We start from the raw sequence: 19,244 nt of genomic DNA on the forward strand, positions 1-19,244 counted from the left end.
TGATTGGAAACGCCCCCACCAACAAAAAGAACAGTAGCGCATGAACGCAACTTCCTCCCTGACGCCCTCCGACCCTGAATTCGACTACATCATCGTCGGTGCCGGCTCTGCCGGCTGCGTGCTCGCCAACCGGCTGTCGGCGAACGGCAAGCACAGCGTGCTGCTGCTCGAGGCAGGCCCGAAGGATTCCAACATCTGGATTCACGTGCCGCTCGGCTACGGCAAGCTGTTCAAGGAAAAGACCGTCAACTGGATGTACCAGACCGAGCCGGAGCCCGAGCTGAAGGGTCGTCAGGTGTTCCAGCCGCGCGGCAAGACGCTGGGCGGATCGAGCTCGATCAACGGCCTGCTCTATGTCCGCGGCCAGCACGAGGATTACGACAGATGGCGTCAGCGCGGCAACGCGGGCTGGGGCTATGACGACGTGCTGCCCTATTTCAAGAAGGCTGAGAACCAGTCGCGCGGCGCCGATCAATATCACGGCAGCGGCGGCCCCCTGCCGGTGTCCAACATGGTCGTGACCGATCCGCTGTCGAAGGCCTTCATCGATGGCGCGGTCGAGAGCGGTCTGCCCTACAATCCTGATTTCAACGGCGCCACGCAGGAAGGTGTCGGCCTGTTCCAGACCACGACCCGCAATGGCCGCCGCGCCTCGACCGCGGTGGCCTATCTCGGCCCCGCCAAGGCCCGCGGCAATCTCAAGATCGAAACTGGCGCGCTCGGCCAGCGCGTGCTGTTCGAGGGCCGCCGCGCGGTCGGCGTTGAATACCGTCAGGGCGCCACATTGCGTCGCGCCCGTGCGCGCAACGAGGTCGTGCTGTCGAGCGGCGCCTACAACTCGCCGCAGCTGCTCCAGCTCTCCGGCGTCGGGCCCGGCGACCTCCTGCGCAAGCACGGCATCGATGTCGTGCTGGACGCGCCGGGCGTCGGGCACGATCTCCAGGACCACATGCAGGTCCGTATCGTGATGCGCTGCTCGCAGAAGATTACGCTCAACGACACCGTCAATCACCCGCTCCGCCGCACCATGGCCGGCGCGCGCTATGCGCTGTTCCGCAAAGGCTGGCTGACGATCGCGGCGGGCACCGCGGGCGCGTTCTTCAAGACCAGTCCGCGGCTGGCCTCGCCGGACATCCAGGTCCATTTCCTGCCGTTCTCGACCGACAAGATGGGCGAGAAGCTTCATGCTTTCTCCGGCTTCACGGCGTCGGTGTGCCAGCTCCGCCCCGAAAGCCGCGGGTCCTTGCGCATCAAAAGCGCCGACCCGACAGTGCCGCCGGAGATCCGCATCAACTACATGTCGACCGAGACCGACCGCACCACCAACGTGGAAGGCCTGAAGATCCTGCGCAACATATTGCATGCACCGGCGCTGAAGCCTTTCGTGGTCGACGAGTACGATCCCGGGACGAAGGTAGCCACGGATGCCGAGCTGCTGGATTATTGCCGTGAGCGGGGCAGCACCATCTACCATCCGACCTCGACCTGTCGTATGGGCAATGATGCGCTCGCGGTGGTCGATCAGCGGCTGAAGGTGAGGGGCTTCGAAGGCCTTCGTGTGGTCGACGGCTCGATCATGCCTGACCTGGTCTCGGGGAACACCAACGCGCCGATCATCATGATCGCCGAAAAGGCCTCCGACATGATATTGGAGGATGCGCGGTAAACTCGCGTCTTGAGAGGATTTGGGCTTGGCTACGCGATTCAAGATCGGCACACGCAAGAGCGCGATGGCGCTGGCACAGACGGAAGAGATCGCGCGCCGCCTGACCGCTGCCATGCCCGATCTCGACGTCGAGATCGTCAAGTTCGACACCACGGGCGATCTCGACCAGACCAGCAAGCTGTTGCCCCATGGCGGCAAGGGTGGTGCCTTCGTGGCCCAGATCCGCGCCGCCGTGCTGTCGGGCGAACTCCAGGCGGCGATGCATTCGCTGAAGGACATGCCCGGCAACGAAGACACGCCGGGCCTCGTGATCGGCGCCACGCTCTCGCGCGATCCCCCCAATGACGCGCTTGTGCTGCGTGACGGCGTGACGCTGGAGGCATTGCGCCAATCTCGTGGCAAGGGTTTCAAGATCGGCACCAACGCCGTCCGCCGCGCCGCCTATGCGCGGCGATTGTTTCCCGACGTCGAGATCATCCACTTCCGTGGCGCCGCCGACACGCGCGTGCGAAAACTCGACAATGGCGAGAAGCAGCGCCTGCCGGATGGCGGCGCGGTGGGGCCTGCGGACGCGCTGATCATGGCGCGGTCCGGCCTCGACCGCGTCGGCCTTTCACAGCGCATCGCCTACGAGTTTACCGCAGCGGAGATGCTGCCGGCAGCGGGACAGGGCATCGTCGCGGTCGAATGCGCGGCACAGGACTGGCATACGCGTCGTATCCTCGCATCGATCGATGATCCCGCTGCACACGCCTCCGCCGATGCCGAGCGCGAAGTGCTGTGGGTGCTGAACGGCCATTGCAATTCGCCGGTGGCGGGCTTTTCGACCATTGCGGGCGATCAGATGTCGCTCACCGCGTCCGTGCTCGATCTCTCCGGCAACACCATCATCGAAGCCTTGCGTTCGGGCCCCGCCAATCGCCCCCGCGAACTCGGCCGTGCGGTGGGACTGGATCTGCTGGCCAAGGGCGCCGCCGAGATCATCGAGCGCAGCCGTCCGCGGTAAGCTTTCCCGCAGGTTCGCAATGGCGAGGGGGACAGCGCTGCGATGATGGCATCATGCGCCTGTTTTGCCCGACGCGTCAAATGTTGGCGCGACCTGATGCGATGACGGCGCACCTGATTTCGGTCCGCCCTAAGTCATTGATCGGGCGTGGCCTCTCTACTGTGCATGGGGTTGTTTTCGCGTTTTTTTGTTTTTCCGCTCCCCAGGCGCAAAATAAATCAGCCCCGCACACGTTTCAGCATCTGCTCGACATGGGCGATCGGCGTCTCCGGCTGGATGCCGTGGCCGAGATTGAAGATGAACCGCCCCTGCGCAAAATTCGCCAGCGTGTTGTCGACCGCGCGGTCGAGCGCGGCGCCGCCTGTGATCAGCACCAGCGGATCGAGATTGCCCTGAACCGCAACCTTGCTCTGCACGCGCTCGCGGATGAAGGCCGGCTCCGCGGTCCAGTCGATGCTGACAGCGTTGACGCCGGTCGCCTCGACGAACCCGGGCAGTTGCGCACCGGCACCGCGCGGAAAGCCGATGATCTTCGCGTCCGGCACCTTGGCGCGCACGCCTTCGACGATGCGCCGGGTCGGCTCGACCGACCAGCGCGCGAACTCGGCAGGGGGCAGCACCCCGGCCCAGGTGTCGAAGATCTGCAAGGCGTTGGCGCCTGCCGCAAGCTGCGCCAGCAGATATTCGATCGAGTTCTCGACCAGCACGTCGATGATCTCAGCGAACGCCTCCGGATGCCGGTAGGCCATCATCCGCGCCGGCGCCTGGTCAGGCGTGCCCTGGCCGGCGACCATGTAGGTCGCCACCGTCCAAGGGGCGCCGCAGAAGCCGATCAGCGCGATCCTGGGATCGAGCGCCCCGCGCACGATTTTGAGCGCCTCGAACACCGGCGCGAGCTTGCCGAAATCGGCGTGTTTCGCCAGTGTCGCGACCTTGGCGGGATCATCCAGCGGTTCGAGCCGCGGACCCTCGCCGACCTCGAAGCGCACGGAACGTCCGAGCGCATAGGGGATCACCAGGATGTCGGAGAAGATGATCGCCGCATCGAAGCCGAACCTCCGGATGGGCTGCAGCGTCACCTCGGCGGCAAGCTCCGGGTTGAAGCAGAGGTCGAGGAAGCCGCCGGCCCTGGCGCGCACCTCGCGATATTCCGGCAAGTAACGGCCGGCCTGCCGCATCATCCAGATCGGCGGAATGACCTGCCGCTGGCCGGAGAGGACGTCGATGAAAGGCTTTGTCGCAGACTGGGGCACGAACGGTCCTGAGGATGGTTAGGGCTCCTGATACACCGCCGCGGCCCGAAGCGGAACAGGGGAACCAAGCGCAATTCGACCGCGTTGACCAGCCAACGGAGGACGAGACCATGGCTGAGACATTCAACCCCGCGCCGCATGATAAGCACGCCGACGATCTGCACGAAGCGCTCGCCGCCGATCGCCACGCCAAGCTCGATGCCGGGCTGAAAGATACCTTCCCGGCGTCCGATCCCGTGAGCGCCGCCCAGCCAACGCCCTCGAAGGCCGATGCGGAGGCCGACAATCCCTCGCTCTGGGACAAGGTTAAGGCCATCTTCAGCTAGCCGCGGGAGCGCCGGATTCCGATAGGTCTGCTAATGCCCTGTTAGCGATGCGCTGATTCCGGTGTCCGTACGACTACGGGAACCGCCGACATCGCCGCATATTTCTGCGGGCGTTTCAGAGTTCAATAACAGAAGCAGCAGAGTTTCCGATCTTCGGAGAATTCTGCCGCATGAGTGCTGTGACCCAAAGAGCCGGATTGAGCCGCCTGCCGCTGCGGGCAGCTGCGTTCGTCGCGCTGACGTGCGTGGCCATCCTCGGCGTCAGCGGCTGGCGGGAATGGGCGGCCCGCGACGCGGTGCTCAAGGGCGCCGAGACCGAGATGGCCAACGTTGCGCGATCGCTGACGCAGCATGCCGATGACAGCCTCGATCTGCTGGATTCTGGCGTCGTCGGCGTCGTCAGCCGGCTGGAGATGGACGGCACCGAGCCGGCCACGATCGCCAAGCTCAGAACCCTGCTGGAGGTGCGCAAGAAGGCGGTAGAGCGCATCCACAGCCTCGCCATCATTGACGACCGCGGCAACTGGTTGACCTCGCCCGGCACGATCGGCTCGACTCTGAACGACGACGCGTTCTTCCGTTATCACCAGCTCTCGCCGAAACGGGAGCCCCATGTCGGCCGGCCCGTGAAGAGCCTGCTCGACGGCGAGTGGGTCGTCACCCTGTCGCGCCGTTTCAACAAGCTGGATGGCAGCTTCGGTGGCGTGGTGCTCGCGACCATCAGCTCGGGATATCTCTCGCATTTCTACGAACAGTTCGAGATCGGCCGCAACAGCTCGGTGGCGTTGACACACGGCGACGGCCTGATCATCGCGCGCTACCCGAGCAACGAGAAATACATCGGCCGCAGCGTTGCCAATACGCCGCTGTTCCGCGACGCCGCTCTGCAGCGGCCGGGCGGCGTCTATCATTTCAAGTCGCCGCTCGATGGCGCCGAACGCGTCAGCTTCTTCAAGCGCTCTGGCCGTTATCCGCTGGTCCTGCTCGCCACCGTCGACAAGGACGAGCTGCTCGCACCCTGGCGCGCTGCGGTGATCTCCCGCATGCTCTACGTGCTCGCGTTGGTCATGCTGATCGCAATCATTGGTGCGGTGCTGGTGCGGCAGTTGCAGCGGGGCCAGAGCATGGCGGCCGCGCTGGTCGAGAAGGAAGCGAATTTCCGACTGCTTGCCGAAAGCTCCAGCGACATGGTGACGCGTATGGGGCTCGACGAGCGGCTGCGCTATGTCTCGCCATCGTCGATTGGCGTCGTCGGCTGGCGCGCCAATCAGCTGATCGGAACCTTCGCGCTCGCCGGCATTCACGCGGACGACCGGCCGCAGGTCCAGGCTCTCGTCGACGCCATGAAACGCGGCGAGAAGGAGGAGGTGCGCGTTACCTATCGCAACGCGCACCGGCAGAACGCCGAAGTCTGGCTCGAATCGACCATGCGGGTGACCCGCAAGGAGAGTGGCAGCGTCGACGGCGTGGTCGCGATCTCGCGCGACATCACCGAGCAGAAGAAGCTCGAGACCCGGCTCGAAACGCTCGCGATCGAGGACAGCCTCACCGGGCTTGCTAATCGCCGCCGCTTCGATGAACGACTGAAGGAGGAGTGGGCGCGTGCCTATCGCGAGCGCTCCAGCCTTTCCCTGCTGATGATCGACGTCGACCACTTCAAGTCTTACAACGACGAATACGGCCATCCCGCGGGCGATGCCTGCCTCCGGCAGGTGGCGCAGATCATCGCCGCCGAGATGCATCGTTCCGGCGATCTGGCGGCGCGTTACGGCGGCGAGGAGTTCGCCATGCTGCTGCCGAACACCGACGCTGCCGGCTGCGCCCTGATCGGCGACCGGATCCGACGGGCGATCCGCGATGCGGGCCTCGTCCACGCCAGCAACCATGCGGCTGGCTGCGTCACCGCTTCGCTCGGCGGTGCTGCCTGCCGGCCGGCGCTGGAGCGCACGGCCGGCGTCACCTCGCTGATCGAGGCCGCCGACCAGGCGCTCTATGCCGCCAAGGAAGCCGGGCGCAACCGGCTGATGATGTCGGGCGAGGTGAGCAACCTTCTTCTCAAGGCGTCCGGTCAGTAACCCCGCTCAATAATGCGGGGGGCGCTCATTGGCGGCTCCCGGCGCATTCGCCTCGGCCTCCTGCAGCCGCTCGCCGAGCTCTGCGATCCTTCGCGTCAGCGCGTCGATCTGCTTCCACTGCGCGGTGATGGTCTGGTTCAGCGTCTCGATCGCGTCGTCCTGATAGGCGAGGCGCGTCTCAAGCGTGTCGATGCGCTCGCCGAGCGTCTGGATCTCATTCGTCACGTGCCGCGTCCTTATTTCGTTCGGGCGAGCCAAGTTCTTGCAAGCCGAGTTGTTGCGCGCCAAGTTGCTGCAAACCATGACCGAGCGCGACACGTTCGTCGAACACGAAGCATTCGCCGCGCCAGCGACTCTGAGCCTCCGGCACCTCTTCCAGATATTTGAGAATGCCGCCTTTGAGGTGATAGACCTCGGCAAAGCCGCGCGCGAGCAGATGCGCGCTCGCTTTCTCGCAGCGGATGCCGCCGGTGCAGAACATCGCGATTCTGCGGTGTTTGACAGGATCGAGCCGTTCGGCCGCAAATTCCTTGAACTGGCCAAAGCTCTCGATGCCTGGGTCGAGCGCGCCGTCGAACGTCCCCATCGCCACCTCGAAGGCGTTCCTGGTGTCGAGCACCAGCGTGTCGGGCGCCGCGATCAGCGCGTTCCATTCGCTCGCATCGACATAGGTGCCGACCTGCCGGGTCGGATCTGCGGCTTCGTCGCCGAGCGTGACGATCTCCTTCTTCAGCCGCACCTTGAGCCGGCCGAATGGCATCGCCTCGGCGGTCGAGAACTTCAATTCGAGATTGTTCAACCTGCCGCTGAAGATGTCGCCGTGCGCGAGCTCATGGACGAGAGCGTCGATCGCCGCGCCCGCACCCGCGACCGTGCCGTTGATGCCCTCCTGCGCGAGCAGCACGCTCCCCTTCACCGCCAGGCCGGCGCAGAACGCGCGCAGCGGCTCGCGCAACTCCCGGTAATCGGGCAGGGCGGCGAATTGGTAGAAGGCGGCGACCTTGCAAATCATGGCGCCCGTTTAGCAGGCGGGGCGCGCCCGGAAAACCCGCAAGAAGCAGCTCTATTCCCAGCGGATGGCAGCCATTTCCCTGGTATGCCAGCATTGCCCCGGCGGGCCGGAATGTGTCATGTAGGCGCGGCTTTTTCCGAAACGACACGCCATCCGCGCCAGACGCCAACGAGAGCAAGAATTCGATGAGAAACTTCCATTTCCCCGGCAGGTCCACGGTCCACGCCACCAACGCGATGGTGGCGACCTCGCATCCGCAGGCGTCGCTCGCCGCGATCGAGGTGCTGCGCGAGGGCGGCACGGCAGTGGACGCGGCCGTTGCGGGCTCGGCCATTCTCGGCGTGATCGAGCCGCAATCGACCGGCATCGGCGGCGACTGCTTTGCGCTGATCCAGCCGCGCGGCGAGGGCAAGATCATCGCCTATAACGGCTCGGGGCGCGCGCCGAAGGCGGCGAACGCCGACTGGTATCTCGAGCGCAAGATCAACTCCGTGCCGCTGACCTCGGCGCATGCGGTGTCGATCCCCGGCGTGATCGACGCCTTTGCGACCGTTTTGCGCGACCACGGCAAGTTCGGCTTCGACCGGCTGCTTCAGCCCGCGATCAAGGCCGCCGAGGAAGGCTACGTCGTCGCCCCTCGCATCGCCTTCGACTGGAAGAACCAGTTCGAGAAGCTGAAGGGTGGCACCAACACGGAGCGGTATCTGTTGCCGCACGGCAAGCCGCCGGTGGCCGGCGACGTCATCCGCCAAGCCGAGCTCGGCAAGACGCTACGGGCGATCGCCAAGGACGGCCGCGACGCCTTCTACAAGGGCCCGATCGCCGAGGACATGGTGGAGACCCTGCGCGGAATCGGCGGCCTGCACACGCTCGACGATTTCGCCGCGCACACCACCGAGACGACGTCGCCGATCGGCACCATGTACAAGGGCCATGACGTCTGGCAGTGCCCGCCGAACGGACCCGGCCTCACCATGCTGCTGATGTTGAACATCCTGTCGCGGTTCGACCTGACGAAATACGCGCCACTCAGCGTCGAGCGCTTCCACCTCGAAGCCGAGGCCGCGCGCATCGCCTACATGCATCGCGAGCTGCATGTCGCCGATCCCGAGCATATGCAGGTCGAGGTCGCCAAGATCCTTGCCAAGGAATACTGCAACGAGCACATCGACAAGATCCGCATGGACGGCATGCTCGACCTGCCGAACGTCGCGCCGCCGATGAATCCCTCGACCATCTACATCACCGTCGTGGACAAGGACCGCAACGTCTGCTCGTTCATCAACTCGGTCGCGCATTCCTTCGGCTCCGCCATCGTCTCGAACAAGACCGGCATCCTGCTCCAGAATCGCGCCGGCGGCTTCCGCATCCAGCCCGGCCACCCGAATTGCATCGCCGGCGGCAAGCGCCCGCTGCACACGATCATGCCGAGCCTGCTCACCAAGGGCGGCCGCTCGGTGATGCCGTTCGCGGTGATGGGCGGACAATATCAGCCGGTTGGCCAGACCCATGTGGTGACCAACATCCTCGATTATGGCTGCGACGTGCAGGAGGCGATCGATATGCCGCGCGGCCTGCATTACGAAGGCCAGTACCAGCTCGAGGACAGCGTGCCGGCCGCCATTGTCGAAGGCCTGCAGAAGCTCGGCCACAAGACCACCAGCGTCGTCGGTCCGCTCGGCGGCGCGCAGGCGATCTGGATCGACTGGGACAAGGGGACGCTCACCGGCGGTTCCGATCCGCGCAAGGACGGTTGCGCGCTCGGATACTGACCGCCGCGCACGGGGTTCCCCGCGCAACATCAGCAAAATTTGACGAAGGGCGACGCGGCATTTGCTGCGTCGCCCTTTCTCGTTCGGAACGGAGTTCACTGCTTCAGGTTAAGGGCCGATGAGCGGTGCAGGCGTGCGCTGCTCTTGCTCGAAGCGGCGGAGGCCCTCCATGTCCGAAAAATCAGGTTCCGGACCGTCCGGATTCGATCGGCGCGCCTTCATGGCTGGCGCTGCCGGCAGTGCGCTGGTCCCCATGACAGCGCGTGCGGCCGCGCAGGATGCGAGCGTGTCGGCCGCGCAGGATCCGGCGCTCCCCGTCGATGTCACGCTGCGGGTCAACGGCAAGGACAAGCGCCTGCACATCGACGCGCGCACAACGGTGCTCGACGCGCTGCGGGAGCATCTCAAGCTCACCGGCAGCAAAAAGGGCTGCGACCACGGCCAATGTGGTGCCTGCACGGTACTGATCGACGATCGACGCGTGGTGTCGTGCCTGACGCTCGCGCTCGCGGCCGAGGGGCAGGAGATCACCACGATCGAGGGCCTTGCCACCGACGATCATTTGCATCCGATGCAACAGGCCTTCGTCGACAACGACGCGTTTCAATGCGGCTATTGTACGCCGGGCCAGATCATGTCCGCCGTGGCCTGCGTCAAGGAGGGGCATGCGGGCAGCGAGGCCGACATCCGCGAATACATGAGCGGCAACATCTGCCGCTGCGCCGCCTATCCCAACATCGTCGCTGCCGTGAAGCAGGCCGCGCCCGAGATCATGAAAGGCTAGGCCCATGCGATCGTTTTCCTACCAAAGGGCAACAGACCCCGACATGGCCGTGCAGGCGCTCAGCGCTGCCGCAACTGCGAACAATCCGCTGACCAAGGCTACAGCACAGCCGCTCGCCGGCGGCACCACGCTGATCGACCTGATGAAGCTGGACGCGATGCGGCCCGCGGCAATCGTCGATATCAATCCGCTGGCGCGCAGCTGGTCGGCGATCGAGCCCGGCAGTGACGGCTTGCGGCTCGGCGCGCTCGCCAAGATGTCCGACGTGGCCGCGCATGCCGAGATCCAGCGCAACTATCCGGTGATCGCGAATTCCCTGAAGCTCGCCGCCAGCGCCCAGCTGCGCAACATGGCGACGCTCGGAGGCAACGTGATGCAGCGAACGCGTTGCAGCTATTTCCGCGATGTCTCCTATGAGAATTGCAACAAGCGCAATCCCGGTTCGGGCTGTGCCGCCATGGACGGCGTCAATCGCATGCATGCGGTGCTCGGTACTTCCGATCAGTGCATCGCAACCTATCCCGGCGATTTTGCCCAGGCGCTGATCGCGCTGGATGCGGTGGTCGAAATCACCGGCAGGTCCGGCACGCGCAGCCTGCCGTTCGCAGATTTGCACAAGGCGCCCGGCACGACGCCCGAGATCGAGACCACGCTTCGGCCCGGTGAGCTGATCTCTGCGTTCTCCATTCCCGGCCGCTGGCCGCGCTCGGTGTATCTCAAGGCGCGCGACCGTCAGTCCTACGAGTTCGCGCTGTCGTCGGCTGCGGTCGCGCTCGATGTGCAGGATGGCACGATCAGGGACGCGCGTGTCGCGCTCGGCGGCGTCGCCACCGTGCCGTGGCGGGCGCGCGAGGCTGAGGCGCTGCTGAAGGGACAGAAATTCGACGACGGTCTGGCGCAGCGTGTGGCCGATGCCGCCTTTGCCGACGCCAAGGGCCGCCGGCACAACAGCTTCAAGATCGCGCTCGGCAAGCGCGTGGTGGCGCGCGCGCTCCAGCAGGCCGTAACCATGGAGATCTGATCATGACCGCTGCAGCTCCCGAGCCGAAAGCAAACATGGGCCATCCCGTGCCGCGCTATGACGCGGCCGCAAAGGTCACGGGCCGGGCGACATATGCGTCCGACATGCCGCTCGACAATCCAGCCTACGCATTCCTGGTCACCAGCGCCATCGCCAAGGGCCGCATCGACGGTTTCGATCTCGACGATGCCAGGCAGGTCCGCGGCGTGATCGACATCGTCACGCACGAGAACGCTCCGAAGCTGAAGGAATCGAAACTGTTCAGCAATGGCGGCTATGCCGGGACCACGATCCAGCCGCTGAAATCAGCCGACGTCGCCCATGATGGCCAGATCATCGCCGTCGTCATCGCCGAAAGTTACGAGGCGGCGCGCGAGGCCGCCAATCGCGTCAAGGTCAGCTACACGGCCGTGGCGCCGAGTGCGAGCTTTGAGTCGCCGGGGACCACCACGGCGGCGGCAAAAGGACAGAACGCACAGTTCAAGGAAGACCCGGAGGTCGGCGATTTCGCCAAGGCGTTCGACGCAGCCGAGGTCAAACTCACCGCCTCCTATGACACGCCGACCCAGCACCACAATCCAATGGAGCTGTTTACGACGAGCTGCGCCTGGATGGGCGACAACCTCGTCATCTACGAGGGCAGCCAGTATGTCTACGGCCTGAAGAACGGCGTCGCCGAGCAGCTCGGCATCGACGCCGACAAGGTCCGTGTCGTCAATCCCTATGTCGGCGGGGGCTTTGGTTCGCGCGGCTCGATGACGCCCCGCACCGCCATCATCGCCGGCATTGCCAAACGCCTGAACCGGCCGATCAAGCTGGTGCCGACCCGCGACCAGGGTTTCACCATCGCCACCTACCGGGCCGAGACGCGCCACGAGATCAGGCTTGGTGCGGGCCGGGACGGCAAGCTGGTGGCTTTGAGGCACGACGGCGCGGAGGTTTCGTCGCGTCCGGATGCCTATTGCGTCGGCGGCACGAAGACGACGACGCGGCTCTATGCCTGCCCGAACGTCGCAAGTCTGGTGTCGATCGTGCGCGCTGACCGCAATACGCCCGGCTTCATGCGCTCTCCGCCGGAGGTGCCGTATCTCTTCGCGCTTGAGAGCGCGATGGACGAGCTTGCGGTGAAACTGAACATGGACCCTGTCGAGCTCCGCCGCATCAACGACACCACCGTGGAGCCGATCGGCGGCAAGCCTTATACGTCGCGGTCCTTGATGGCGTGCTTCGACGAGGCCGCCAGGGCGTTCGGCTGGTCGCAGCGTTCGCCGCAGCCGAAATCGATGTCGGACGGCGACTGGCTGATAGGCTATGGCTGTGCCGCCACCTGCTATCCGACGCAGATGGCGCCCTCTGCCGCGCGCGTCCGCCTCCAGCGCGACGGCCGTACCCGGGTCGAGATCGCCGGTCACGAGATCGGCACCGGCGCGTATACCGTCATCGCCCAGACCGCGGCCGAGCGGCTCGGCGTGCCGCTGGAGAAGGTCGCGGTGTTCCTGGGCGACAGCGATCTGCCGCCGGCGCCTGTTGCCGGCGGTTCGAACTCGACTGCCAGCACCTGCTCGGCGGTGATGATGGTGTGCGACCGAATTCGTCAAAGGCTGTTCAAGGCCGTGATGCCGAGCGACAGCCTAGCCGACAAGGCCAAAGAGACCGTCGGCATCAGCCAGGCGCCGAGCACGCAGGCGGCGCAGAGCGATCGTCCACTCGATATCGAAAAGGCCTTCGACGCACTCGGTGTCGGTATCGTCGAGGAATACGGCGAGTGGAAGCCCGAAGGCGCGCCGCTGGATTCATTCACGGCGATGCACAGCGGGCACGCGCGGCTCGTCGGTGGCCATCAGATGAAGGACAAGATCGCGTACGCCTTCGGTGCCGAGTTCGTCGAGATCCGCGTCAACCGCTTTACCCATGAAATCCGCTGCCCCCGGCTGGTCGGAGCGTTCGCGGCGGGCCGCATCATGAATCCGCGCACGGCGCGCAGCCAGCTCATGGGCGGCCTGATCTGGGGCATGTCCTCGGCACTGCTGGAGGCCACCGAGATCGACGAGCGCAATGCGCGTTACGTCAACGACAATTTAGCCGACTATCTCGTGCCAGTGAATGCCGACGTCCCCGGTGTCGAGGTGATCCTGCTTTCCGAGCAGGACGATCACATCAACCCGGCCGGCGTGAAGGGCCTCGGCGAGCTCGCCAATGTCGGCACCAATGCGGCGATCTGCAATGCGATCTATCACGCCACAGGCCAGCGCATCCGCAAGCTGCCCGTGCGGCTGGAAAATATCGAGGCCTGAGGGGGTGGCAACGGCGTCGGCGTTGCGCTAGACCCCTTCCGCCTCAAACGTAAGGTGTCTTATGCAGCGTTTACAGCGCGTGCTCCTCGCCATCATGTCGGCACTCGCGATCACCGTGATCGCCGGCGTGTCCGATTTCGTCTCCACCACGGCCTCGGCCCAGACCGCAGGGAAGACCATGACCACAGCTTCAGGTTTGCAGATTACCGACAGCGTCGTCGGCACCGGCGCTTCGCCGAAGCCCGGCCAGATCTGCGTGATGCACTACACCGGCTGGCTCTACGAGAACGGCCAGAAGGGCAAGAAATTCGACTCGTCGGTCGACCGCAACGAGCCGTTCGAATTCCCGATCGGCAAGGGCCGGGTCATCGCCGGCTGGGACGAGGGTGTTGCCTCCATGAAGGTCGGCGGCAAGCGCACGCTGATCATTCCGCCGCAGCTCGGCTATGGTGCCCGTGGCGCAGGCGGCGTGATCCCGCCGAACGCAACGCTGATGTTCGACGTGGAATTGCTCGGGGTGAAGTAAGCCCGCAAACAAAAAGACCGGCCTCTCGGTCGGTCTTTCACTTTGAGTGCGATGCTCGTTATTCCGTCGCGCGCTTGGCCGAAGCCGCAGCGCGATCGACCGCGTCTTTCGCGGCATCCTTGGCATCGCCCATGGCCTGCTGGCCCTTGCCCTTCACTTCCTGGACCGCACCTTCGCCCTTCATGCGCTCGGAACCGGTGGCTTCACCGATGCCCTGTTTGGCCTTTCCCATTGCCTCGTTTGCGGTGCCCTTGATCTTGTCGGTCGTGCTACCCATGAAATCCTCCTTGCGGTTTGCTCGTCAGGACAACGCTCGACGGTTATGAGGGTTCCGATTTTGGTATGGCTCGATGTCGCGGCTTTGGGTTAGTTTGCCGCGCACGGAACCAACAGAAAGCAAGTCTCATGACCGGTCATGACCATTCGCATTCCCACCATGACCACGATCACGATGATCGCTGGAAACATGACGGCGTGCGCGTCATTCCCGGCAACCAGCTCGATACCAACGTGCCGTCGACGGCGGGCATGGACCGCGCGGCCGCGATCAATTTCGCGCGCGTCGGTGCGCAGAAATTGTGGGCGGGCACGGTCAGCATCAAGCCCGACGCCAAGACCGGCGCGCATCACCATGGCCATCTCGAAAGCGTCATCTACGTCGTGAAAGGCAAGGCGCGGATGCGCTGGGGCGAGAGCCTCCAATTCACCGCAGAGGCCGGCCCCGGCGACTTCATTTTCGTCCCGCCCTACGTGCCCCATCAGGAGATCAACGCCAGCCCGGACGAAGTGCTGGAATGCGTGCTGGTGCGCAGCGACGGCGAGGCGGTGGCGATCAACCTCGACATCGAGCCGGTCGAGAAGCCCGAGACCGTGCTGTGGGTCGATCCCATTCACCGCGATCCGAACGAGAAGAAGTGAGGAACACCTGAAAGCCAGTGGGTTCTGTGCGACAGAACCTCGCAGGCAGGGGTCCAAAAAAGATCCGGAAGCCGTGTCGGATCGCCGCTTGGCCATCCGTCCTTGGGCAGAACCCCGCCCAAGGAGCTCCGATGCCCAGGATGATTTTCCTCAATCTGCCCGTGACCGACCTCAAGCGCGCCACTGCCTTTTACGAGGCGGTCGGGGCGACCAGGAACCCGCAATTCAGCGACGAAACAGCGAGCTGCATGGTCTTTTCCGAGACCATCTACGCGATGCTGACGACCCACGAGAAATTCCGGCAGTTCACGCCGAAGCCGATCTCGGATGCAAAGACCTCAAACCAGGCGCTGTTCTGCCTGTCCGCCGATAGCCGGACCGAGGTCGACGATATCGTCAGCAGGGCCGCGGCTGCAGGCGGGGTGGCCGATCCCAGCCCGAAGGACGAATACAGCTTCATGTACGGCCGCAGCTTCGAGGATCCGGACGGCCACATGTGGGGCGTGAACTGGATGGACATGGCAGCCTTCCCGGCGCAGTCCGACATGGCGAACGCCTGATCTAGCGCGCGAACATCACAACTGAAGAGGAGCATTCACGATGTCGAAGGTCGTTCCATGCATGTGGTTCAATGGCGATGCCGAGGAAGCCGCGAAGTTCTACGTCTCGCTCGTGCCGAATTCGGCGATCACGCATGTTCAGCGCAACGTTTCAGATGGCCCGTCCGGCAAGGAAGGCTCCGTGCTCGTCGTCGAATTCTCGGTGGCGGGACAGCCTTTGGTCGCGCTCAACGGCGGCATGAAAATGGAATACACCCATGCGATCTCGCTGATGATCCATTGCGACGATCAGGCCCAGGTCGACAGCGTCTGGAATGCGTTCCTGGCCCATGGCGGCAAGGAAGAGCAGTGCGGCTGGCTCAGGGATCGCTGGGGCGTGGCCTGGCAGGTCGTGCCGAAGGTGATATTCGAACTCCTCTCGAGCCCCGACAAGGCGGCTGCCGCACGCGCGATGCAGGCCATGATGAAGATGGTGAAGCTGGACGTGGAGACCTTGCGCCGCGTGTTCGAGGGCAAGTCGGCAGCGTGATGTGGAAGCCACAGTATCGTAGGGTGGGCAAAGGCGCGCTTGCGCCGTGCCCACCATTTTTTCTCGGCGAGAGAAAGTGGTGGGCACGCTCCGCTTTGCCCACCCTACGAGATTGAGCCCGCCGCTAATAATTGATCCGCAGCCCCACGCCGCCATGGATGGTGTTACCCACTGGCTGCGGGCCGAGCGTGCCGTTGGCGAACAGGTCCACGATCCAGCCCTTCTGCATGCGGAAGCCGAGCCGGCCGCCATATTCGAACCAGCCCTGGTTGCCCATGGTCGGCACCACCACGCCGTCGCCGGTCACGGTGGCGACGATGCCGCTATGGCCAGCGAACGACTGCACCCAGCCGCCATTGATGTTGGCCTCGATATTGCTGCCGTAGAGATGCGTCCACTGGCCGCCGATCTTGACCAGGCTGGTGCGGTCGGTGCCGGTCGCGATGCTGGCATCGAACGGATTGAACGCCACTGCGCTGTCGGTGTAGCTCGAGACGCGCTGCCAGAGCTGCCAGACCTCGATCGAGGCGGCGACCTCGTCGCGGGGCGACACGCGGCTCATCCAGCCGGCGCGGCCGTAGACGGCGTAGTTCGCGGCGTTGGTCGAACTCGTGACGCTCACCGGGCCGAGGCTGGTGTTGTAGCTGCGGGTGTAGCGCGCCTTCTCCCACGGCGTCAGGATCGTGCCGATGTCGAAGAACGGACGCGACGAGCCCCAGTCGGTGAAGTCATAGCGTAGCGCGAATGCGCCGATCGGCGCGCTGGTGATGTTGTAGCCGCCTTCGCTGTATTGCATGTAGGCGATGCCGGCGAGCAGCGACAGATTGTTGGTCAGCTCCTTGCGGCCGTGGATGCCGGCCGAGAACGAGCCGGCGGAGCCGAACGCGCTGACGCAGTTGCTGCAATTGACCTGCTCGTTGACGCCGAGCAGCACCGTGCCGAGCACCCGGTTGGTGATCATCTGGTTGAAGCGCTGGTTGGCGAGGTCGCCGATCGAGCCGCCGCTGGAATCCGCGCCGGTCGGCGTCGGTGTCGGCGTCGGGCTCGGCGAAGAGGACGGATAAGGGCTCGGCGACGATGACGGGTAGGGGCTGGGCGCGGGCGAGGGGCTGTAGGTCGGCGTCGGTGAGGGTGAATAGCTCGGCGCCGGCGTGGGCCCTCCGCAGTCGGACTGGCACGCCGTGGCGGCAGCCGCCGGACGGGCCCCGAACGCGGCAAACGCAAACGTAGCCGCGGCGGTCAGCACGCTCGCGACGATGAAGCGCCTGACGTTGAATACCGCCATCTTCAGCGTCCGCACAGCATGCCGTCGTCGTGGACGGCAGGCGTGATGGTCGGCGAGGCGTCCGCATATTGGTTGACCGCGCACAGTCCCGCGCTCGCGGCGCAGGTCGCGGCAAAGGTCCAGGGCGGCGTATTGGTCTTACTGATGGAGACCTTGCCGCCGGTCGAGCTGATGATTGCGGTGTCGCCGGGCTGGGTGAGCTGCACGCACTGTTGGCTCGTCGTGCAGACACTGGCGGCGCCGTCCTGCAGCACGACGACCGAGCGGCCGCGCTGGGACAGGATATCGAGTGTAGTACCGCGCACGCCGATCGTCGCAAGCGGGGTCGTGATCTTGTAGGCGGTCTTCTCGGAATGTCCGGTGACGAAACGGAATGCGCCGGTCGTCATGCGGATCGCAACGTCACGATAGCTGTGCTCGTCGTTGAAGACGGTGCGGTCGAGCTTGAGCGTGGCGCTCGGACCGAGCGACAGATTGGTGCTGTCGGCCATCACGAAGCGCGCTGCGCTGCCGGCGCCGGTGCGCACGGTCTCGTCCCGCAGCATGCTGTCGCCAATGCTGATCGGTGTCGTGGTCGCGGCCACGCGAACGACCTCATTCTGGATCACGACGGCTTCCCCGACGCGCGTCTGCGCCTGCGCGCAAGGGGCCAGGCACAAGACCGTCGACAACAGCGTGGAGAAAAGCCAGAAACGCAAATTCATTTCGCAACCGATCGATGTGTCCCTGATCGTACCGGATCGCGCGCGCTTGCGATGTGGCGGAATTATCACAAGCAGCGCGAGACCTGCGCTATGCTTAGTGACAGTCGCGGCAGAATGCGTTCAATGAAAACTGCGATGTCTATTATTCTCGGCGGTGACGCAAATTTGCCACGCAAAACATCCCCACAAATGCCGCTCGACTTGCCCGCGGTTCCGAAGGTGTCGCGGAGCGCAGTGATTGCTGTCGCGATTTTCCTGGCCGCGCATCTCGCCCTGCTGATCGGCTTGACGACGCCGGAGAAGTTCGTCTTCGACGAAGTGCACTACGTGCCGGCGGCGCGGCAGATGCTGGCACCGACGATGTCGCAACCGATGCTCAACCCGATGCATCCGCCTTTGGCGAAAGAGCTGATCGCGCTATCGATAGCGACCTTCGGCGACACCGCGCTGGGCTGGCGCTATCCCGCGACATTGTTCGGCGCGCTCGCGATCGTCGCGATCTATCTGTGCGGCCTCGCACTGTTCGCCGCGCAAGGGCCTGCGATCGCCGCTGCGCTGATCGCCGGCTGCAATCAGATGCTGTACGTGCAGGCGCGCGTCGCGATGCTCGACATTTTTGCGCTCGGCTTCGGCCTGCTCGCAATTGCCGCCTTCATGCACGGTTTTCGAAAGGATCGTCCTCATGCGTTGTTCGCGGCTGCCGGCAGCGTGTTCGGCTGTGCTGCCGCCTGCAAATGGAGCGGCCTATTTCCACTCGGAATCTGCATCGTCATCGTCGCGGTGATCCGCCTGATGCAGGGCTGGCACACCCTGTTTGCCGACGCGAAGCCGGGGGATTGGTACCGGCCCGACCTCTGGCCCGACTTCAGATTACATCACGTCGTGCTCTGCTTCACCGTCCTGCCCGCGATGACATATCTTGCGGCCTTCGTCCCGCTGTACGGCGTGTCGCTGCCGGATCTGGTCGAGGCGCAACGCCGGATCTTCGCCGACAACACCACCACTGCCATCGCCGGCCACACTTATATGAGCGCGTGGCCGTCATGGCCGCTGCTCGCGCGCCCGGTATGGTTCCTGTTCGACAAGACCGCGGACGGCAATGTCTCCGCGATCGCCTTCCTCGGTAATCCCCTGGTGCTGTGGCCGGCGCTGCTCGCGCTCGCCGTCGTGCTGCGCGACTTCGTCGTTGCGCGCCGCCGGGATGCGTTCCTGATCGCGGTCTTCTATTTCGGGTGCTGGCTCGCCTGGGCGTTGCTGCCGCGCACGCTCGCCTTCATCTATTACTATCTGCCGGCTGCGACCCTGGCGTCGCTCGCGCTGGTCTATGTGCTGCGCCGGGACGGACTGCCACGCTGGCTGCTGTGGGCCTATGTCGGGGTCGCCGCGATCGGCTTTGCCGCCATGCTGCCGATCTCGGCGGCCTTCATCGGCACGTCGATGCAGACTTTCAACCGGCTGATGCTCTTCCAGAGCTGGATATGATATCGCCGCCTGCCGGGGAACGACAGGCGGC

19 protein-coding genes are annotated in these 19,244 nt (G+C 64.7%); 13 read left to right on the forward strand and 6 right to left on the reverse strand.

Annotated features, from left to right (window positions below):
* Positions 1–40: 40 nt before the first annotated feature.
* Entirely contained in the window at positions 41–1,666 is a 1,626-nt protein-coding gene (locus ABIB91_RS29125) for a GMC family oxidoreductase (protein WP_354169607.1), read from the forward strand.
* Between the two features lie 25 nt (positions 1,667–1,691).
* Entirely contained in the window at positions 1,692–2,672 is a 981-nt protein-coding gene (gene hemC / locus ABIB91_RS29130) for a hydroxymethylbilane synthase (RefSeq protein WP_354169609.1), read from the forward strand.
* A gap of 218 nt (positions 2,673–2,890) precedes the next feature.
* On the opposite strand, the gene hemE is transcribed toward hemC, so the two are convergent.
* Complete coding sequence (gene hemE / locus ABIB91_RS29135) at positions 2,891–3,925, reverse strand: uroporphyrinogen decarboxylase (protein WP_354169611.1); 1,035 nt, start codon at positions 3,923–3,925, stop codon at positions 2,891–2,893.
* A 110-nt stretch (positions 3,926–4,035) separates the two neighbouring features.
* Between hemE and ABIB91_RS29140 the strand changes: the two genes are divergently transcribed.
* Together ABIB91_RS29140 and ABIB91_RS29145 are read left to right on the forward strand one after the other, a co-directional pair.
* On the forward strand, positions 4,036–4,251 hold the full coding sequence (locus ABIB91_RS29140; protein WP_007595236.1) for a hypothetical protein: 216 nt from the start codon (positions 4,036–4,038) through the stop codon (positions 4,249–4,251).
* Between the two features lie 170 nt (positions 4,252–4,421).
* Positions 4,422–6,326 (forward strand): sensor domain-containing diguanylate cyclase, encoded by a 1,905-nt coding sequence (locus tag ABIB91_RS29145; RefSeq protein WP_354169614.1) that lies wholly within the window; start codon positions 4,422–4,424, stop codon positions 6,324–6,326.
* A gap of 6 nt (positions 6,327–6,332) precedes the next feature.
* Here the strand turns inward: ABIB91_RS29145 and ABIB91_RS29150 are convergent, their stop codons facing one another.
* Complete coding sequence (locus ABIB91_RS29150) at positions 6,333–6,551, reverse strand: SlyX family protein (RefSeq protein WP_007595232.1); 219 nt, start codon at positions 6,549–6,551, stop codon at positions 6,333–6,335.
* Positions 6,541–7,338, reverse strand: a complete 798-nt coding sequence (trhO, locus tag ABIB91_RS29155) for an oxygen-dependent tRNA uridine(34) hydroxylase TrhO (protein WP_219684455.1) — start codon at positions 7,336–7,338, stop codon at positions 6,541–6,543. The genes ABIB91_RS29150 and trhO overlap by 11 nt, the downstream gene beginning before the upstream one ends.
* Positions 7,339–7,523: 185 nt before the next feature.
* On the opposite strand from trhO, the gene ggt reads away from it, so the two are divergent.
* The 5 genes from ggt to ABIB91_RS29180 all read left to right on the forward strand — a co-directional run bounded on the left by ggt (position 7,524) and on the right by ABIB91_RS29180 (position 13,735).
* On the forward strand, positions 7,524–9,110 hold the full coding sequence (ggt, locus tag ABIB91_RS29160) for a gamma-glutamyltransferase (protein ID WP_354169617.1): 1,587 nt from the start codon (positions 7,524–7,526) through the stop codon (positions 9,108–9,110).
* A 169-nt stretch (positions 9,111–9,279) separates the two neighbouring features.
* Positions 9,280–9,894, forward strand: coding sequence for a (2Fe-2S)-binding protein (locus tag ABIB91_RS29165; protein WP_354169619.1), 615 nt, complete (start codon positions 9,280–9,282; stop codon positions 9,892–9,894).
* A 4-nt stretch (positions 9,895–9,898) separates the two neighbouring features.
* The gene (locus tag ABIB91_RS29170; protein WP_354169621.1) at positions 9,899–10,915 is read left to right on the forward strand and encodes an FAD binding domain-containing protein; all 1,017 of its coding nucleotides are present in this window, start codon (positions 9,899–9,901) and stop codon (positions 10,913–10,915) included.
* A gap of 2 nt (positions 10,916–10,917) precedes the next feature.
* The gene (locus tag ABIB91_RS29175) at positions 10,918–13,209 is read left to right on the forward strand and encodes a xanthine dehydrogenase family protein molybdopterin-binding subunit (protein ID WP_007595217.1); all 2,292 of its coding nucleotides are present in this window, start codon (positions 10,918–10,920) and stop codon (positions 13,207–13,209) included.
* A 61-nt stretch (positions 13,210–13,270) separates the two neighbouring features.
* Positions 13,271–13,735 carry an FKBP-type peptidyl-prolyl cis-trans isomerase gene (locus tag ABIB91_RS29180; protein ID WP_007595215.1) on the forward strand — a complete coding sequence of 155 codons (465 nt, stop codon included), beginning with the start codon at positions 13,271–13,273 and terminating at the stop codon, positions 13,733–13,735.
* 58 nt (positions 13,736–13,793) lie between these two features.
* Here ABIB91_RS29180 and ABIB91_RS29185 read toward each other — a convergent pair whose 3' ends face one another.
* A complete protein-coding gene (locus ABIB91_RS29185; RefSeq protein ID WP_007595214.1) occupies positions 13,794–14,012 on the reverse strand; it encodes a CsbD family protein in 219 nt (72 codons plus the stop codon).
* 128 nt (positions 14,013–14,140) lie between these two features.
* On the opposite strand from ABIB91_RS29185, the gene ABIB91_RS29190 reads away from it, so the two are divergent.
* From ABIB91_RS29190 to ABIB91_RS29200, 3 genes are all read left to right on the forward strand, one after another.
* Positions 14,141–14,653, forward strand: coding sequence for a cupin domain-containing protein (locus tag ABIB91_RS29190; protein WP_007606929.1), 513 nt, complete (start codon positions 14,141–14,143; stop codon positions 14,651–14,653).
* 131 nt (positions 14,654–14,784) lie between these two features.
* Positions 14,785–15,213 (forward strand): VOC family protein, encoded by a 429-nt coding sequence (locus ABIB91_RS29195; protein WP_219684461.1) that lies wholly within the window; start codon positions 14,785–14,787, stop codon positions 15,211–15,213.
* 40 nt (positions 15,214–15,253) lie between these two features.
* Positions 15,254–15,742, forward strand: a complete 489-nt coding sequence (locus ABIB91_RS29200; protein ID WP_354169624.1) for a VOC family protein — start codon at positions 15,254–15,256, stop codon at positions 15,740–15,742.
* Between the two features lie 124 nt (positions 15,743–15,866).
* Here ABIB91_RS29200 and ABIB91_RS29205 read toward each other — a convergent pair whose 3' ends face one another.
* Positions 15,867–17,027, reverse strand: a complete 1,161-nt coding sequence (locus ABIB91_RS29205) for a hypothetical protein (RefSeq protein WP_354169626.1) — start codon at positions 17,025–17,027, stop codon at positions 15,867–15,869.
* Between the two features lie 2 nt (positions 17,028–17,029).
* Positions 17,030–17,731, reverse strand: coding sequence for a FecR family protein (locus ABIB91_RS29210; protein ID WP_354169628.1), 702 nt, complete (start codon positions 17,729–17,731; stop codon positions 17,030–17,032).
* Positions 17,732–17,782: 51 nt separating this feature from the next.
* Between ABIB91_RS29210 and ABIB91_RS29215 the strand changes: the two genes are divergently transcribed.
* Entirely contained in the window at positions 17,783–19,213 is a 1,431-nt protein-coding gene (locus ABIB91_RS29215) for a phospholipid carrier-dependent glycosyltransferase (RefSeq protein ID WP_354169630.1), read from the forward strand.
* The last annotated feature ends 31 nt before the right edge of the window (positions 19,214–19,244 follow it).

The organism is Bradyrhizobium sp. JR4.3, from assembly GCF_040547695.1.
Lineage (GTDB): Bacteria > Pseudomonadota > Alphaproteobacteria > Rhizobiales > Xanthobacteraceae > Bradyrhizobium > Bradyrhizobium canariense.

What these genes read in the sequence shown, in the direction of transcription:
- ABIB91_RS29125 (WP_354169607.1), top strand. Translation starts at nt 41, where the DNA reads ATGAACGCAACTTCCTCCCTGACGCCCTCCGACCCTGAATTCGACTAC.
- ABIB91_RS29140 (WP_007595236.1), top strand. Translation starts at nt 4,036, where the DNA reads ATGGCTGAGACATTCAACCCCGCGCCGCATGATAAGCACGCCGACGAT.
- ABIB91_RS29145 (WP_354169614.1), top strand. Translation starts at nt 4,422, where the DNA reads ATGAGTGCTGTGACCCAAAGAGCCGGATTGAGCCGCCTGCCGCTGCGG.
- trhO (WP_219684455.1), bottom strand. Translation starts at nt 7,338, where the DNA reads ATGATTTGCAAGGTCGCCGCCTTCTACCAATTCGCCGCCCTGCCCGAT.
- ggt (WP_354169617.1), top strand. Translation starts at nt 7,524, where the DNA reads ATGAGAAACTTCCATTTCCCCGGCAGGTCCACGGTCCACGCCACCAAC.
- ABIB91_RS29165 (WP_354169619.1), top strand. Translation starts at nt 9,280, where the DNA reads ATGTCCGAAAAATCAGGTTCCGGACCGTCCGGATTCGATCGGCGCGCC.
- ABIB91_RS29170 (WP_354169621.1), top strand. Translation starts at nt 9,899, where the DNA reads ATGCGATCGTTTTCCTACCAAAGGGCAACAGACCCCGACATGGCCGTG.
- ABIB91_RS29175 (WP_007595217.1), top strand. Translation starts at nt 10,918, where the DNA reads ATGACCGCTGCAGCTCCCGAGCCGAAAGCAAACATGGGCCATCCCGTG.
- ABIB91_RS29180 (WP_007595215.1), top strand. Translation starts at nt 13,271, where the DNA reads ATGCAGCGTTTACAGCGCGTGCTCCTCGCCATCATGTCGGCACTCGCG.
- ABIB91_RS29185 (WP_007595214.1), bottom strand. Translation starts at nt 14,012, where the DNA reads ATGGGTAGCACGACCGACAAGATCAAGGGCACCGCAAACGAGGCAATG.
- ABIB91_RS29190 (WP_007606929.1), top strand. Translation starts at nt 14,141, where the DNA reads ATGACCGGTCATGACCATTCGCATTCCCACCATGACCACGATCACGAT.
- ABIB91_RS29195 (WP_219684461.1), top strand. Translation starts at nt 14,785, where the DNA reads ATGCCCAGGATGATTTTCCTCAATCTGCCCGTGACCGACCTCAAGCGC.
- ABIB91_RS29200 (WP_354169624.1), top strand. Translation starts at nt 15,254, where the DNA reads ATGTCGAAGGTCGTTCCATGCATGTGGTTCAATGGCGATGCCGAGGAA.
- ABIB91_RS29205 (WP_354169626.1), bottom strand. Translation starts at nt 17,027, where the DNA reads ATGGCGGTATTCAACGTCAGGCGCTTCATCGTCGCGAGCGTGCTGACC.
- ABIB91_RS29210 (WP_354169628.1), bottom strand. Translation starts at nt 17,731, where the DNA reads ATGAATTTGCGTTTCTGGCTTTTCTCCACGCTGTTGTCGACGGTCTTG.
- ABIB91_RS29215 (WP_354169630.1), top strand. Translation starts at nt 17,783, where the DNA reads ATGTGGCGGAATTATCACAAGCAGCGCGAGACCTGCGCTATGCTTAGT.